11 protein-coding genes and 1 pseudogene are annotated in these 15599 nt (G+C 60.2%); 7 read left to right on the top strand and 5 right to left on the bottom strand.

The features are described from left to right. Nucleotides 1-184 precede the first annotated feature (184 nt). The 3 genes from EJ075_RS31695 to EJ075_RS31685 all read left to right on the top strand — a co-directional run bounded on the left by EJ075_RS31695 (nt 185) and on the right by EJ075_RS31685 (nt 1810). The gene (locus EJ075_RS31695) at nt 185-511 is read left to right on the top strand and encodes a hypothetical protein (protein WP_245458061.1); all 327 of its coding nucleotides are present in this window, start codon (nt 185-187) and stop codon (nt 509-511) included. Between the two features lie 113 nt (nt 512-624). Beyond that, entirely contained in the window at nt 625-1242 is a 618-nt protein-coding gene (locus EJ075_RS31690; protein ID WP_126107012.1) for a cupin domain-containing protein, read from the top strand. A 163-nt stretch (nt 1243-1405) separates the two neighbouring features. Then, entirely contained in the window at nt 1406-1810 is a 405-nt protein-coding gene (locus EJ075_RS31685) for a c-type cytochrome (RefSeq protein ID WP_126107011.1), read from the top strand. 27 nt (nt 1811-1837) lie between these two features. Here EJ075_RS31685 and EJ075_RS31680 read toward each other — a convergent pair whose 3' ends face one another. From EJ075_RS31680 to EJ075_RS31670, 3 genes are all read right to left on the bottom strand, one after another. Continuing rightward, a complete protein-coding gene (locus tag EJ075_RS31680; protein ID WP_126107010.1) occupies nt 1838-2983 on the bottom strand; it encodes a CapA family protein in 1146 nt (381 codons plus the stop codon). 177 nt (nt 2984-3160) lie between these two features. Continuing rightward, the gene (locus tag EJ075_RS31675) at nt 3161-4270 is read right to left on the bottom strand and encodes a nitronate monooxygenase (RefSeq protein WP_245458060.1); all 1110 of its coding nucleotides are present in this window, start codon (nt 4268-4270) and stop codon (nt 3161-3163) included. 184 nt (nt 4271-4454) lie between these two features. After that, complete coding sequence (locus tag EJ075_RS31670; RefSeq protein ID WP_206437521.1) at nt 4455-5351, bottom strand: MBL fold metallo-hydrolase; 897 nt, start codon at nt 5349-5351, stop codon at nt 4455-4457. 158 nt (nt 5352-5509) lie between these two features. Between EJ075_RS31670 and EJ075_RS31665 the strand changes: the two genes are divergently transcribed. After that, nucleotides 5510-6421 carry a LysR family transcriptional regulator gene (locus EJ075_RS31665; protein WP_126107008.1) on the top strand — a complete coding sequence of 304 codons (912 nt, stop codon included), beginning with the start codon at nt 5510-5512 and terminating at the stop codon, nt 6419-6421. A gap of 50 nt (nt 6422-6471) precedes the next feature. Here the strand turns inward: EJ075_RS31665 and EJ075_RS31660 are convergent, their stop codons facing one another. Next, nucleotides 6472-7824: a hypothetical protein gene (locus EJ075_RS31660; RefSeq protein ID WP_126107007.1), complete on the bottom strand. Its 1353-nt coding sequence runs from the start codon at nt 7822-7824 to the stop codon at nt 6472-6474. 134 nt (nt 7825-7958) lie between these two features. Between EJ075_RS31660 and EJ075_RS33915 the strand changes: the two are divergent. Continuing rightward, nucleotides 7959-8096: pseudogene (locus EJ075_RS33915) on the top strand (LysR family transcriptional regulator); the annotation flags it as partial. A 227-nt stretch (nt 8097-8323) separates the two neighbouring features. On the opposite strand, the gene EJ075_RS31655 reads toward EJ075_RS33915, so the two are convergent. Beyond that, nucleotides 8324-8866, bottom strand: a complete 543-nt coding sequence (locus EJ075_RS31655; RefSeq protein ID WP_126107006.1) for a dihydrofolate reductase family protein — start codon at nt 8864-8866, stop codon at nt 8324-8326. Between the two features lie 217 nt (nt 8867-9083). Here EJ075_RS31655 and EJ075_RS31650 point away from each other — a divergent pair, with 217 nt between their 5' ends. Continuing rightward, the gene (locus tag EJ075_RS31650) at nt 9084-13652 is read left to right on the top strand and encodes a hypothetical protein (protein WP_164547230.1); all 4569 of its coding nucleotides are present in this window, start codon (nt 9084-9086) and stop codon (nt 13650-13652) included. Continuing rightward, nucleotides 13642-15558: a hypothetical protein gene (locus EJ075_RS31645; protein ID WP_126107004.1), complete on the top strand. Its 1917-nt coding sequence runs from the start codon at nt 13642-13644 to the stop codon at nt 15556-15558. Before EJ075_RS31650 ends, EJ075_RS31645 begins: the two co-directional genes overlap by 11 nt. The last annotated feature ends 41 nt before the right edge of the window (nt 15559-15599 follow it).

Here is a 15599-nt window from a genome sequence, read left to right as displayed (position 1 = left end):
GTTCCCGGCTCGCGAGCCTTCGCCACAGTGATGCAGCCGGGGGGACTAATCAAGAATTCTGCCTGCGTGCGCCGACTATCACGGCGCACGACCGCTATTGCTGAAACCTTGAGCCGGGTTCGGCCCGGACAATTCGGGATGGAGCAGCATTATGTACAGGTACATTGCTTTTGCAGCATTTTGCATGGCGGCGATGCCCGCGCATGCCGGCGAGCTTGGAGCCATGAAGGCCGAAAGCATCGATCTCGCCGGCTTTCTTGGTGTCGTCTATTACACGCCGGAGGAGGACGGCTATCGGGTGGTCACCACAATTGCGCAGGGCGAGGCTGGCTTGCCCGTGCGTTTCGTGGCGACACTGACCGAGAATCAGAAGGTCGCGCTCTCGGTGCCAGGCAAGCTGGGAGAGTCGGACCAGATCGTCGAGATATTGCGCGTTGGCGGTAAGCTTGTCGTCAGCCCGCATCCGATAGACGGGATCGTGGTTTCTTCTCCGAAGCTCGCCGTTGACTGATGACCGCCGTCGAGTGATCCGGGGGCAGGCGCGTTGCGGCGGCGCTGGCTGCATCATCGTAGCCGCCGACCAACCGCAATCCGGGGCACGTTGCATCGATAGGAGGACCAACCATGAAGCGGCATTCCCTCAGCGCCCGCCGTATTGGCCTGCTTATGTTCTCACTGTGTGCTTTCGGACTGACGACGTCAGCCTCAATGCCCGCAGACGGCAAATTCGCCGTCGAGCCGGTGGTTGAGAAAAAGGTGAGGGAACTGCCCTCCGGACCGTTGTACTGGCGGCTGGAAAATTTCCCAACGCTGGCGCAGGCCCAAAGCGCTGCGGGCCCGACCTCGCTTGCGGCGGAGGTTGCAGGCAAGGTCTGGCTGTTCACGCTTGGAGCGAAGGATGGCTCTACGACCGGCGGAACCAAGGTCGTCGAGATCGGACCGGTCCCTCCGATCAGCGCAAGCGAGTATTTGCTGCGCGTCAACCGCGCCGGTGGAGCGCCCGGCGTCAAGACGAAGATCCATACGCATCCGGGACCGGAGGCCTTCTATGTGCTGGCCGGCAAGCTCGGCCAGAGAACACCCCACGGGGTGGCCTATGCCGAAGCCGGCACGACGATGGTCGGACACGGGGCCGACACGCCGATGGAGGTGTTCAACGCCGGCACAAGCGATCTCGATGAGCTGGCCATCTTCGTTGTCGACGCCAATCGGCCGTTCTCGTCGCCGGCCAATTTCGACTGAGACGTTTCGAGTAGTGGCGCGAATGTTTGGGACGAGCGGAGGCGCGCCAAACCCAGCGAAAATCCGCACGGTTCCAACTATTTTGGATTTTCGCTTGCGCTCGCGACAGCGCGCAGAGGCGATTAGTCGAAGTCAGTCACTCTTCGCACGCGCGTCCTTGGCGATGTCTCCATGGCTCATCCCGGCTGTCGTCGTCTTTACCGTTGCCGCCGGCTTCGGCGCGCCTTCGCAAGCTGAGCTGGCCGCGGGCAAGTTCTACGAAGTTGTCGGCGCTAAGGTCGACGCGCGAACCTACAACGGCTTCCGTCGCTACCATGGCAGCTGCAATCACTGCCATGGCCCCGATGGCATGGGCTCGACGTTCGCCTCGGCCCTTGTCGACCGGCTGCCCGCCATCGAGGTCTTCCGCCGCAACGTTCGCGACGGCGTGCGCAGCGGCCCTTCGGTCATGAACGGCTTCGCCGACGACCCCAACGTCGCCCCTTACATTGACGACATCTACGCCTACCTGCAGGCCCGCGCCGACGGTGCGCTTGGCCGAGGACGGCCGGAGAGGCTTGAAAATTAGTATCGCTGGCTGCTGACCGCAGGCGCTTCACCAAAGGACAGTGAGACGGTTATCGAGCGCCACATGAGTGCCGAAAGGCGAGCTCTTACGCTCAAGCATCGCCGCGAGCCAGGCGGCATCTTCGGGCCGGGCGCGGTTTAGCCGGAATTTGCGGAGCTGGAACGGCACGACGTCGAGCGAAACAAGCGTGCCGTCCGGTATGGCGAGCCGCGGCAGGTACATCAGCGCAAGCTCACCGCGAAAGGTTTCGTACCCCGTAATTCCCTCATAGTCGGTGAGGAAGTCGCCGCATCCATAAAGGATCAGCCGGCCGTCATGGATTTCGATCGGCTTGGGATGGTGGGAGGAGTGCCCATGCACGACGTCGAAACCTGCAACATCGATGAGAGCATGGGCAAGCGCGCGTTCTTCCGCGAGGACTTCGTAGCCCCAGTTGCCGCCCCAGTGGATCGAGGCCACCGCGAGGTCGCCGGGCTGTTTTATGGCCTCCACGGATCGGGCGATCTGCGCGAGCGACCGGGCAGAGACATCCGCCAGCAGATTGATCCCTGGCTTGTAGGCTCCGGCTGCCCATGAAGCTGGAACGCCGCTCGTCTCGAGCGCGAAGCCGAAGACGAGCACGCGGCCGCCGCCGGCCAGTTCGATGGCGGCAGGCGCCGCCGCCTCGTCCGCGTCAAGGCCGGCCCCGGCATAGGCGAGGCCGGCATGCCGGAGCGTATCGAGGGTTTCGACGAGGCCAGGCTCATCCCAGTCGAGCACATGGTTGTTGGCGAGCACGCAGCAGCTGACCCGCGCCGCCGCCAGGCAGCCGATGTTGGCGGGGTTCATTTTGTAATTGATCCCCTTGGGCGCCAAAGACAGGCTGGCAGTGACGCTGGTCTCGAGATTGATGATGCGCGCATCGGGAGCTTCACGGTCCAATTCGCTGAGCGCATCGCCCCAGACATAGGCATCGTCGACCTTTCTCGGGATCGGGCCATTGATGCGTTCGGCAAGCTCGACATAGGTCGTCGCCGATTTGACATAGCGCTCGCAGAGGTGCGGATCGCCAGGATTGGCGAGGATCTGGTCGATCCCGCGCCCGAGCATCACGTCGCCGCACAGGAACAGTTTTGCGCTGCTTCGGACGGGCCGTCCGGCGTCGGCGTCGGCGTTGTTTGCGATCTGCGGCATCCTGGACCTCCTCCGTGCCAACCTCCAGCGAGGCTGAGGGTGACCACCAAATTCTCAGCCCTACAAGCTCGCACCCGGTTCGAAAGGCGCGCGGCGCGCCCGACGAGACGGATCGGGAAACCTCATATGTTGTTATTTCTGCAAATAATCAGGTAGGGTCGAAGAGAAACTGAGCAGTCAATCGACGATACGTTGCGGCCCGTCCGCGAGCAGACACTCGGCTTGTCCGACCATGTCCTCGATCACACGTCCAGCCGACTCGACGCCTTGGATCACTCCGGCGACTTCCCCCATCAAAACGCCGGTGTTCTCAGCATCGCCAGCATAAAAAGCGTCCCAATAGTCGCTGCTCTGGGTGGCCAGCGTCTCCTCTTCAGCCAACTGACCTTCGCGGCCATGCCAGGCGGCGACAAATCGATTCCTCAACACACGCGCGACGAATTCGTCTGTCGGCCAACGATAATTCCGGGCAATGTCGACGGTTGTGGTCTTGATCGTCTTGTCGCCATCGGCGGCGATGATAGCCTCCTGGAATCCGCGCGGCGCAGCGGACTCTGCAGCCGCAATGAACCGCGTGCCGACAAGCACGCCGTCGGCGCCAAGCATCAATGCCGCGGCAAGCGCTCGACCGTCGCCAACGCCACCCGCCGCCACGAGAAGCGTCTCCGGCGACTGTTTCGCGAGAAGATCGGCAATCTCGGGAACGAGTGTGAAGGTCGAGCGATGACCGCTGTGGCCGCCGGCTTCTTTGCCCTGCGCCACAATTACATCTGCGCCGACGTCGAGTGCCTCGCGGGCATGCAACATCGACTGGACTTGGCAGATGATAGGCACTCCCGCTTCTCTGATATGTGCGGCGAAGGGCGCAGGCGAGCCGAATGAAAGCATGAGCGCCGCGGGTTGCCGCTCCAATACGCGGTCGAGCAGATGCGGCCTGGTTGCCAGCGACCATGTGATAAAGCCGCATCCGACCCGCGCGTTGCCTGCGGCGGCAAATTCCTTGTCCAGCCAGGCTTCGTCGCCGTAGCCTCCGCCGATCAGACCGAGCCCGCCGGCATGCGATACCGCTGCTGCAAGCCGTCCGCCTGCCATCACGCCCATCGGAGCGAGGAGGATGGGATGCCTGATCGCGAAACGCTCTGTCAGTCGGGTTTTCAGGGGCACGTTTGCGCTCGTCAGATCATCAAAGGCGATGCACAATAGCAGGATAGTGGTCCCGCTTACACCGCCAGAACCGGGAAGAGAGTAGGGCGCTTGGCGTTTGAGACGACCGCGAAGGGCAATCACTCCAGGTTTGCGCTGCCCATCGCCCCTTGCCTTCTCCCCTTGTGGAGAAGGTGGATCGGCGCGCAGCGTCGAGCCGGATGAGGGGTGTTGGACGGAGCGCCGTCCTTGCCAAGCTGGAGCACCCCTCATCCGACCGCTTCGCGGCCACCTTCTCCCACAAGGGGAGAAGGAAAGATTGCCCATCTCAGCCCCACTTCATCTCGCCGGTGGCGACCTTGGAGCCGATGTCGAGCGCGACTCCCATGCCGAGGCCGGGGAAGCGGGCTTCCATGGCGGCCTTGAGCGCGGCCGCGTCCTTGGCCTTGGCCAGTTCTTCCTCGAAGGCAATGAGGTAGGCCTTGGTGTGCTCGACGCCCGAAAGGTCGGTGGCGGCCTGCGGCGTCATGTGGCCGGGCACGACGATTTCAGGCTTGGCGGCAGCGATCTTTTCGAGATTGGCGAGCCAGGCGGCGCGCTGTTCCCTGGTCGGCGTGTCGGCCGTCCAGACATGCACGCCCGAAAAAATCATCACCCCGCCGAACACCGCATTCAGCGACGGCACCGAGAGATAGCGCCGGTTGGCGAGGCCTTCCGCATCGACAATCTCGATTGTCTCGCCATCGACGGTGAGCGTCTTGCCGTCGAACACTTCGGGGATGACGACATCGGCGAGCGCCTGCGGACCGTTCTCCTTGAGCTGCGGCCCCCAAACGGCGATCTTCTTGTCGACGCTGCCGTTGATGGCGGCCACCGTCTCGGCTGCGGCGATCACCCGTGCCTGCGGAAAAACCTCCTTGATCGGCTTGAGGCCGAAATAATAATCCGGGTCGGACTGGCTGACATAGATGGTGGTGAGCGTCTTGCCAGTCGCTTTGATCGCCTCGGCCACGGCTCGCCCGTCAGGGAAGGTGAAACCGCCGTCGATCAGCAGCGCCTCGGAAGCGCCGGTGATCAGCACCGGGGCGCGAAAGAAGCCGTTTTCCCCGGCCGGAAAATGTTTCCAGGAAAGCCCGCCGGCTGCATGACTAAGCCCGGCGGGAGCAAAGACTGCGGCGGCGCCGGCGGCGAGGGTGGTTTTCATGATGGCTCTCCGTGTGAACATGGATGTCTCCTGGGCTTTGGAATGCGGACTTCGGGCGGCTGCCGCGCAGCCTCGATTTCAGGAAGATGGCAAAAGCGGGACGCGTATTGAAGGCCACCAAAATAGACGTAATGTATGCCATTGCCTGACAATGAGGTCGCAGCTGCCATGAGCCACGCATGAACCTGAACCGGCTGGCCTACTTCGCGGCGGTGGTCGATGCCGGCTCGTTCACGCGGGCTGCTGAGCGATTGGGCATCACCAAGGCGGTCGTCAGCCAGCAGGTGGCGCGGCTGGAGCGCGATGTCGGAACGACGCTGCTGATCCGCACGACGCGGCGCGTCCATCCGACCGAGGCCGGCCGGACATTCCATGCCCGCTGCCTGCAAGTCCTGCAGCAGGCCGAGGATGCCTTCGACGAGCTCGCGCAAGCCGCCGCCGAGCCGACCGGCACGCTGCGCATCGCGGCGCCCAACGACTACGGCACGTCGGCGGTGGTGCCGGTGGTCGCCGCCTTCAGCGCGCGCTATCCCGCCTGCCGGGTGGAGCTGACGCTGGGCGACGAGACCATCGACCTGGCTTCCGGTGGAATGGACGTGGCGATCCGCGTCGGCTGGCTGGCCGATTCCAGCCTGCAGGCGCGACGGATCGGCACCTTCCGGCAATTCATGGTGTGCGGCGCGGAGTTTGCCGGACGGTTCACGGCTGGCGAACCGCAAGACCTTGCCGGACTGCCCTTCGTCGCCAACTTGGCGCTGCGCGAACCGCTGCTATGGCAATTTTCACGCGGCGATGACGAGCATGAGGCTGTGCGCATGCAGGCAACGATCGCCATCGACGCAACGCCGGCTGTACTGGCGGCCGTCCGCGCCGGCGCCGGCCTGTCGGTGCTGCCGGATTTTTTGGTGCGCGATGAGCTGGCGGCGGGGCGGCTCGTCCAGATCCTGCCCGAGTGGCGGCTGCCCTCCGGAGGCATCTACACAGTCTATCCCGCCGCGCGCTTCCGGCCGCCCAAGGTGACGAGGTTTGTTGAGATGCTGGTTGCGGCTGAGCAGCGGACGGGTTCAGTCGCGGAGGGGAGCGCGCTGTGAAATGTCACGCGCGTTGTTGGAGGGAATGGTCTTCGCTCAAGCCTGCCGGGTCAAATCGATTTCAGGTATTCGATCAGATCACTCTTTTCCTGATCGGTTAGGTCAAGGCTCAGATGACCGTCATAGTGCTCGACAACGTCATCGAGTGTGGCGAACCGCCCATCGTGGTAGAAACCGCCCTTGTGAATTTTCTCGATGTCCCAAAGGGCTCGCAGCGATGCCGTCCGGTAGCGCTCGTCCGGAGATCGCATCGCCTGGAAATCATCGATCCCTATCTCGTCGGCGGTATGCAGGTTCCAGCCCGGTTCCGTGAAGAGCGGTGGCACGTGGCAAGTGCCGCATTTGGCCTTGTCGTTGAAGAGAACCTCTCCTTTCTCCGCAGCGGCGCTGTCGAAGGCGCCGTCCGGCGGTTTCGGTGTCGGCAGCGAAAGTTGATAGAAATGGAGCGCCGGCAACTTGGCCGTAATCCGATCCTGCTTGTCCTGCTTGTGGCCCTGCTTCGTTCGTGCTGCGACCGGATACTTCTCGGCGTCATCAAGGCGCGGATCGTAAAACACGCCTTTCCCGTGCATCTCGAGATTGCCCACATAAGCGTTCCAGTAGCTCACCGTGCCCCAGGCTCCGGTCCATGTGTGGTTGTTTACACCGGCCAATCCGAATGCCGCCGGATTGAGCGTGGCGGCCGTCTTGCCGTCCGGCCGGAATGCTTTGCCATCGAGGTTCAGTTCGGCATCGAACTTCCCGGGACCCCACGCCTCAACCGCCTTCTTCACCTCCGCTTCGGATATCTGCAGCATCTCGGTGAACGCCGTGAGATCAGGTGCGAGGGCAACGATCGCGCCGATATTCAGGTCACGGTTGGGCCAGCCGTCCAGCCGTTGTCCGATCCCGGGCGCATAGGCGTCATCGACGGTTGAATGGCACACCGCGCATTGGATGCCCACCGAAGTCAGCGTCTTTCCGTCCTCGGCGAAGAACCCGGTCACCCCGACAACGGCATTGGCTCTCAGCAGGACAAGCGTGCTCGCGGGATCTGCGAGGTCGACCGCGCCCTTGTTGAGCGCATCGGCCACATCCTTGGGAATGGCGTTCACATCGACCTTGAGGCCGAGTTCGAGGGCTTTCTGTGGGCTCAGGCCGGGCCCCGTGCCGCCCAGCTTCTCACCTGCGATTGCCCCGTGGAGTTTAAGTTTGCCGCCCCAGAAATCCTCGCTGCCGAAGGTGTCGAAGCGGAATGTCTCGCGGCCTTCCTCGAGATATCGCTTGGCCTGCTCGGCGGCAGCGTTGTCGAAATCCTTCCCGCTTATTTTCTCTTTCGCGCTCATTTGAGCCGCGGCGGGGATCAAGCTTGAAGACAGGAGCAGAGCGAAAATTGTTGCTGTACCGTTGAAACGCAAGGGCATGTCACGTCCCTCCCAAAGACGATTGCCAATCGGCGGTCATCTTTGGTTCGCGGGGCCACGCGAAACGGAATGCAGCCGAAGCATTAGAACATTCTAAAACAACAAAGGTTCCGGCGCCGATTGTCGAAAGGCGCGGGGCGCTCGTCCAGATCCTGCCCGAATGGCAGCCGCCCTCCGGAGGCATCTACACAGTCCACCCCACCGCGCGCTTCCGCCCGCCTAAGGTGACCAGGTTTGTTGAGATTCTGGTTGCGGCCGAGCAGAAGGGTTGAAGCGGGGAGGGGCGCTGTAAGCTTTGGGCGAGGCGCTGATGGCCGAAGCTGCCGATCTCCCCCCTTGAGGGGGAGATGGCCGGCAGGCCAAAGGGGGTCGTCTCGCGTAATGCGCCAACCTCCACTGTCGCAAGAGGAGGCCGCGCCCGGTCGAACCGACCCCCTCTGCCCTGCCGGGCATCTCCCCCTCAAGGGGGGAGATCGGCCGTCATCGGCGCTCGCCCTCATCACGCCTTCCCCATCACAGGCGCATACTCCAGCGCCACCACGCCGTTGCTGAATGGCGTGGCCGAGATCAGCTCGAGCGGCACTTGCTCGCCGGGCGGGAACAGCTTCTTGCCCTGGCCGACGGCGCCGGGATAGCTGAGCAGCCTGACGCGGTCGACCAGGCCGTGGCGCAGTAACTCCTGCGCTACGCTGAGGCTGCCATGCACATAGATATTGCCGCCGCTGCTGTGCTTCAGTTCCCTGGCCGCATCCGGCAAGGCGCCCTTCAGCAGCTCGGCCGGTTTCCAGTCGAGCCCCTTCAGGCTCATCGACGCGACATATTTCGGCAGCGCGTTGAACCGGTCGGCGAAGTCTCCGGTTTCCTCAGGCCAGGAGCCGGCAAAAATCTCATAGGTGGTGCGCCCCAAAAGCATGGCGCCGCTGTCGGCAAGCTCGTCCTCCTTGAACCTTTGCATTTCATCGTTCCAGGTCACGCCCAGCAGCTTCTCGACCTCGGCAATGCCATCGACGCTGATGAATTCGGTGACGATGAGTTTTCGCATGGCGCTCTCCTTTTGACGGAGGACGGATGGCGCGGTCTTTTGCGACCGCTAGACACTTGCAGCTGTGCTGATGACAACCCTGCATCGCCGGCCGGTCATTGACCAATTTCTATTTTAGTGACGGTTTCGATGCCAAAAAGCTGATATCTGTTGAGAGAATCATGCCGCGGAGAGGCAGCTGGTAGACATTAGATTTCCTACGACCGCGCTGGAACACGTGAATACGCACGTGGTGTTTGTTCATGGGCTTACGGGACATTTCGAGACTACATGGCAATCGAGATCATCCACGCCTGAATTCTGGCCGGATTGGCTGACGGCAGATCACCCGAATATTGCTGTTTGGAGCATTGGTTATCCGTCAGCAGCGACTCGATGGCAGCGCGGTGGGGCAATGGCCCTTCCTGATCGGGCCGCGAATCTTCTTCCCTTGCTCGTCAACGAGCCGAAGCTTGCTACCGGCAATATTGTTTTCGTAGGACACAGCTTGGGCGGGCTAGTTATTGAGCAGCTCCTCCGTCAGGCCGAATCCGAAGCCCCGCACAAGGCCGGCGTTGCCAGCTTTCTTAGGAGGGTGAGGAAGGTCGCATTTGTCGGAACTCCTCACCGTGGCTCTGACCAAGCATCATTGGCAAATCGCTTTCGATCCCTGTTGCGTCCGCGCGAAACGGTTGCGGGTCTTGGGCGGAACGACCCAAATCTTTTGGGTCTCAACGCGTGGTTTCGCAACTTCAGCGCACAACACGGCATTGAAGCCATCGTACTCCAGGAGCGGCGGGCGTTTGGATGGCTAGGTACCATCGTCAAGCCAGATAGTGCCGACCCGGGTCTATCCCCGTCGACGTCGGTTATTCCGCTCGATGAGGATCATGTTTCCATCGTGAAGCCTGCTAGTCGAAATTCAGATGTCTACAGGCATTTGAGTCACTTTGTCTCCCAGCCGCCAATTGGCGCGCACGCCGACACGCTTATTGCCGAACGGCTGGATGGTCTCGAAGAAACAGTAAGAGTTGCGGGCGCGAGCACGGGCGATGCTTTGGACAGAGTCTTGACTGGCATCGCCAGCCTTGCGCCGCCCTCGGTTTCAGGAAACGCGGTCCTTGACGATGCAGTCCGACTGCGCGTGCTCGACGTTCGCCGGGGCCGGTACTTCGGCGACTTCGATCTCGTAGGAGCGGCTCGAAGGCTCGCTCACGATCTTCTGCAAGGCGAGTTGAACCAAGCGTCCAAACAGGAACGGTCACGGGGGCTAGGGTGGTGCGCGCGGGTGCTTTCGACATCGGCGCCAGCGGTGGAAGTTGAAGGTCTGATCGAGAAAGCCAGACCTCTTGGAGACGGTCCGGAAATCACCATCGCATCCGCGTTTGCGACTGTATCGAACGGTGACAAGGAAGGCGCGCTATCGCAGCTAGGGGCCATTACCTCTCCGATGGCGCGATCTGCCTCCTTCATCATCGCCGCGCGCGACGTATCTCCGTCTGCGGCGCTCGATTGGCTGAATGCCACGGGTATGTCCCTTTCGGATATGGATGGCGACGGCAAACTGATGGTCATTCTGAAATACCTCGAGGCCGCTGACTGGCCGAGCGCCATTTCGGCCGCGAGCCAACTCACCGAAGCGGACTACGAGGAGACGCCGGCACTCTTGAGGGCGAAGGCAACCACGCATCTTATTCAGGCGGTACCTGATGAGCTTAGGACTGCGGTGCTCTGGCTGCCGCCCTTTCATTCCGGAAGGTTTCCCTTGGCAACTGATACGATGGCCCTTGCTCAACGGCGAGCCGCTCAAGACTTGTTTGAACGTGCAGCAGAGAAGGCTAAAAGGTTGGGATGTCACGATAGCCGCCAAGTGTGGGAAGATATGGCGATCTGGCTAGGACTGCGCGACCCAGACCGCGCGGATGACGCCCGAGCGACGCTGGTTTCGAAACTAAGCACGCCAGGCGAGTCCTTGCATTACGTGCCTATAGCCCTTCAGTTTGGTTTTGATTTGGACCGGCCGACCATTCGGCGGGAGATTGAGCGCCAGGATGCGTTGGCCGGTGGGAAATCGCGAGATGCGATACTAGCGGGTTTTGTCTTAACTCTCGACGATGACGATCCCCGAGAAATTGCAGCTTACATCAAGCAGAACCAGTCGAAATTGATCGACGTCATAGAAGGCACTTGGCTTGACGGCATGCACGTCAGAGCACTTGCAGCATCTGACCAGATTTCAGAAGCAGAAGTTCTGCTTGCTGAATTGAACACCAAAGGGCTGGATAAGCACCAGTTCGAGAGCCTCCAGCGATCGATCGACGAAGCAAAGGGCATAGACACGATCAGTGCGCGCGAGCAGGAATACCAACAGAGTCCGACGGTAGATAATCTGAATAATCTTGTTGCCGTCCTGCAGGCCAAGGGGGACTGGCCGCGCCTGGTCGATCGTGCAGGTGAGTTGTTTGAACGCACTCACGATCTCAGTTCCGCCCATGTGTACTCAAGGGCGCTGGTGGAAACCCGTCAGGATCGGTCACTTGTGGGTTTTATTGATCGGTTCCCCGAGCTTCTGGCTCAATCCAATTTCTTTCCTACGACATTGGCATGGGCGCTCTTTCGTCTAGGCGATTGCACTAGGTCATCAGCTGTTCTCGCCGACCTTAGACTTAAGCGGGATGATGAGAATGATCGAATACTGTTGACTAATCTGGCGATCGTCTCTGGGGAGTGGGAAACATTGATCCCGTTCGTAGAGGCGGAGTGGGAACGTCGGCATGACCGGTCACCAGAAGAGCTTCTCCGTGCGGGGCAGTTGGGCACCCAATTGGGATCACCCCGAGCAAAAGGTCTGGTGCTGGAGGCTGCTCAACGAGGTGATGACGACCCGAAGATTCTGCTTGGATGTTACGGCGCAGCGGTACAGGGCGATTGGGAAGATGACCCGGTTGTTCACGGCTGGATGGAGAAGGCGACGCAACTGTCAGGACCCGACGGACCGATTCAACAAGTCTCGTTCGAGGAAATCGCGCAGCGCCAACCGGCCTGGGAGCGCCGGGAGAATAACACCGCAGAAAGGCTCTGGTCGGGAAACGCACCTTTGTTCGCCGCCGCGCAGATTCTCAACCGAACGCTGGTCGATCTCTTCCTCCTCCCCATGCTGGGGAATGTGATGGAAGGAGACGTTAGACGCCGCGTTCTCATTCCGGCGTACAGTGGCAGCAGGGGCACGCTGGCGATCGCCCCTGCGACGCTCGCTGTCGAGCCCAATGCTCTCATGACGCTGTCGCATCACGGGTTGCTTGACCGGACGTTGGACCACTTTGAAAAGATATACATCCCACACTCCACGCTGGGCTGGCTTTTTGACGAAACGCAGCGGGTAGAATTTCATCAGCCTAGCCGAGTGACCGCAGCACGCCGGCTGAAGCAACTGCTGGACAGTGGTCATCTGCAAAGGTTCGAAGCTAGCACACAGCCAGATGTGGGCTTGGTCAAAGACGTTGGAGACGACCTAGCCTCGCTGATAGCAGTCGCGGAAAGTGATCACGGCGACAAACGTCAACGGATTGTTGTTAGACCGTATCCCGTGCATCGCATTGATTCTCTCATGCGAGAAACAGTAGAGCTTGCCGATCACGCGTCGTACATTTGTGGGTGCGCGGACCTGATTGCGGCGCTGCGGCAACGAGGGCAGCTCACCGCGAACGAAGAAGAAAGAGCGCGCTCCTATTTGTCGGTGCAAGAGCGGCCATGGCCGCATTCAACAGCGATCGAGCCTAATGCCGTGCTCTATCTCGACGAACTCGCGGTCACATATCTGCAGCACCTAGGCATTTTGGACCGGTTGAAAGGCGCCGGTTTCACGGCTTATGTCGCGGCGCCGGAACTTAGCGAAATGGATGCACTAATACGGCACAGCGCGTTTACGTCCGATGCACGTTCAGTACTTTCAAATATACGGCGGCAACTGGCGGAGAGACTTGCTGCGGGCACTGTCATCCTGGGTGAGGCAAGCCAGCGGGACGACCAGGAAATCAATTTTCGAGATCACCCAACGGCCTCTTTGGTTCGGCTCGGAGGAGTTGCTGACGCCGTTCTTGTTGATGACCGGTTTATGAATCAGCACCCCATGCTGAATGAGGGGGGCAAACTGACGCCGATGATATCGACGCTGGATCTTTTAGATTACTTTACGTCTCAGGGCCTTTTGTCGGCGCGCGAACGGCTGGAGACCCGGACCTCGCTGCGTAGAGCGGGTTACTGCCTTATCCCCGTTGAGCCGCAGGAATTGCGTGATGGAATTGCACAGGCGCCCGTTAACGACGGCAGGCTGGTTGAGACCGCCGAACTGCGCGCGATCCGCGAAAATGTTCTTCAGATTCGGATGGGGTCGGTGTTGCAGATTCCCAAAGAACTTCCGTGGGTTGAGGGTTTGTTCAACTCGGCTCTGGAGGTGTTGCGGGCTCAGTGGGATGACAGTATCGATGACACGATGGCTCGGGCCCGAAGCGACTGGCTATTCGAACTCTACGATTCCCGTGGTTGGAGTCATCGACTAACCTCGACAGCCGGGGATAGTCTAACCCTGGTGCGTTTCAGATTGCAGGTTTGGGCTCTGCTTGCAGGGCAGCAGAACCAAACCCCGGGAGCGCGCCAGCGATATCTGAGTTGGCTGGACGATAAGATATTTTCGAGCATCCGCGATACGGATCCGGAGACCTACCAGTGGATCCTTTCCGAAGTGCGGGAACTGCTCGACGACGTCATTCAGCAGGACGTTGCTGATCGAGGCGACGATGACCACTAGTGATGGGCAAGCTGCACTCGCCGTTGAGGTGTTCCGGCTGCTTCCAGCTTCGCTCCGGAATCCATTGCTGGAAGATCGGGGTTTTCGTTTGAAATTCGGCCTTTCCACAAGAGCCACCCTAACTTTTGACGGCTCTGTTGCATTCGCAAGAAATGACGTTTTTGACGCGATCCGCCGCCTCTACCTTGGTGGCGATGATCATGCATTGCTGAAGGCAAAAGACGGATCAAGGTGGACCGCGCGTCACGAAGAGACCTCAAGAGGTCGACGAATTTCGATTAAGTGCGCCTCGGCGAGCCTGTATCTTCCCGACCACTGGTACCTGATGCCTTTAGCCGATCAGCGGATGGCCGAATTCCATCGCGTCCTGCGAGAGTCCAACGCAGACGGACCGGAATTCAAGGAATGGGAAGCCGTGCTGCGCGATACGCCACTGGAAAATGACGATGTCGAGTCATTCCAGAATGAGCTGAAGCTGCAACCGTTAGAGATAGGGTCACTGATTGCTTTGGGGGTAAGCCGCCAAGAGGCTTCTGCTGACACACTGGCACCTCCGCACCTGCGTTATTATGAGCGTCTTGTCGGGCGGGTTGATTCCGAAGCCACGCTGCAAGAATACTTGCAGAATGGGGCAAAGGAACATGTTGACCGGCTGCTGAAATGGGACGCGGTTCGTGGCCTTCAGTACGCGCTCCTGCTCTCGACTCACCCTCACTTCGCGCGGTGCCTTGATGGAATTAAACTCGATAGAGAATCGCTGGTGAAGGTGTTTAGTTGGCTTGCCGACCGCGGTGACCGGATCTCCCAGGTAGGTGGGTTCGAGCTTGGAGTTTCGCTTCTGACGACGTATCCGGAGATTGAGACAAGTCTACTGGATATTGCTCGACAGATTAGGGATGACAATCCTAATCAAGTCGACGGCCGTCTGAAGCTACTTTCAAATCTGATCGTCGTTGTAGAGGGTCGGATTGCACAGGCTGGAACACTCAGAGGCAAACGACCGTTCTGGCGACGAATGGCCACTGCCGCCCAGGCGTCGCTGATTGAACGAGCCCTTGTCGACGGTGGAGTAGACTTCGGTGCTACATCGGAATGGATTGGTCGGGGCGTGGGACAGCACTATTACATACAGACGCTGGTCGACATGAGACTGGAGCCGCGATGGCTGCCCGATTTCGTATCGCCCGAACAACTAAGGCATGAACTGGTTGGCAGGCTATTCGGCGCGGCACAGAGTCATGAGGGCACGATTCCATTTGGTGAATTGCGCGAGCTGGTCCTGGGCGACTCCGACGACAGCTTGAGAAGACACTTGGACTTCCCGGTGTCTTACTTTCCTGGGCCGCTCGAGGGCGCAACGGAGGCGTTGCGTGACTTGCCGATCGAGTTGGCGGAGTCGATGCGGGGACAACTGGTGGGCGCAGCTAACGACGTCTCGGCTTTCGCGGGGCTCGTCAATTCCTGCCTTGTGTTCAAGATTCCGCCTGAGCTGATTACGCTCGCCGCTGAGGCCATTCGAAAGGCGAAGTATCTGCTTAGGTCAAATGAAAAAGGTACTCAAACATTCGCGGTGCTAAGTGGGCTGGCAACCTTGGCTGCTGTTACGCGAAGCAGCGAATTGGCAAACGAGGTGCGAATTTTAGCAAGAGTCGCCCGCAGGCGATCATGGGAAATCATTTCGGCCGACAATTATTTCAGAATTGGTATGGTTGCGGCGGCGGCATTCCCTAACTTTGACGAATGGTCAAAATTCTCTGGCGAGTGGATGACCGAGCTCGCGTTCGGAGACCTTTCGGCGGAGGATGCGTCCACCCTTTTTTCGCACCTGCATGTGCTATTGCGGATTGAGCCAAAGCTCTGGGAAACGTGCGCGCGTGGCGAGGCAGCTTTGAGTTCCATTTCCTGACGCGCCAAGAGGTCGGGTTAAATTGCCATACCCAGGTAGGA

This window comes from Mesorhizobium sp. M6A.T.Cr.TU.016.01.1.1, from assembly GCF_003952585.1.
Lineage (GTDB): Bacteria > Pseudomonadota > Alphaproteobacteria > Rhizobiales > Rhizobiaceae > Mesorhizobium > Mesorhizobium mediterraneum.
The sequence above is the reverse complement of the archived record's forward strand: the minus strand, read 5'-3'. Positions and strand labels throughout refer to the sequence as shown.

What these genes read in the sequence shown, in the direction of transcription:
- EJ075_RS31680 (WP_126107010.1), bottom strand. Translation starts at nt 2,983, where the DNA reads ATGCCGCAGATCGCAAACAACGCCGACGCCGACGCCGGACGGCCCGTC.
- EJ075_RS31665 (WP_126107008.1), top strand. Translation starts at nt 5,510, where the DNA reads ATGAACCTGAACCGGCTGGCCTACTTCGCGGCGGTGGTCGATGCCGGC.
- EJ075_RS31660 (WP_126107007.1), bottom strand. Translation starts at nt 7,824, where the DNA reads ATGCCCTTGCGTTTCAACGGTACAGCAACAATTTTCGCTCTGCTCCTG.
- EJ075_RS31670 (WP_206437521.1), bottom strand. Translation starts at nt 5,351, where the DNA reads ATGTTCACACGGAGAGCCATCATGAAAACCACCCTCGCCGCCGGCGCC.
- EJ075_RS31645 (WP_126107004.1), top strand. Translation starts at nt 13,642, where the DNA reads ATGACCACTAGTGATGGGCAAGCTGCACTCGCCGTTGAGGTGTTCCGG.
- EJ075_RS31690 (WP_126107012.1), top strand. Translation starts at nt 625, where the DNA reads ATGAAGCGGCATTCCCTCAGCGCCCGCCGTATTGGCCTGCTTATGTTC.
- EJ075_RS31655 (WP_126107006.1), bottom strand. Translation starts at nt 8,866, where the DNA reads ATGCGAAAACTCATCGTCACCGAATTCATCAGCGTCGATGGCATTGCC.
- EJ075_RS31695 (WP_245458061.1), top strand. Translation starts at nt 185, where the DNA reads ATGGCGGCGATGCCCGCGCATGCCGGCGAGCTTGGAGCCATGAAGGCC.
- EJ075_RS31685 (WP_126107011.1), top strand. Translation starts at nt 1,406, where the DNA reads ATGTCTCCATGGCTCATCCCGGCTGTCGTCGTCTTTACCGTTGCCGCC.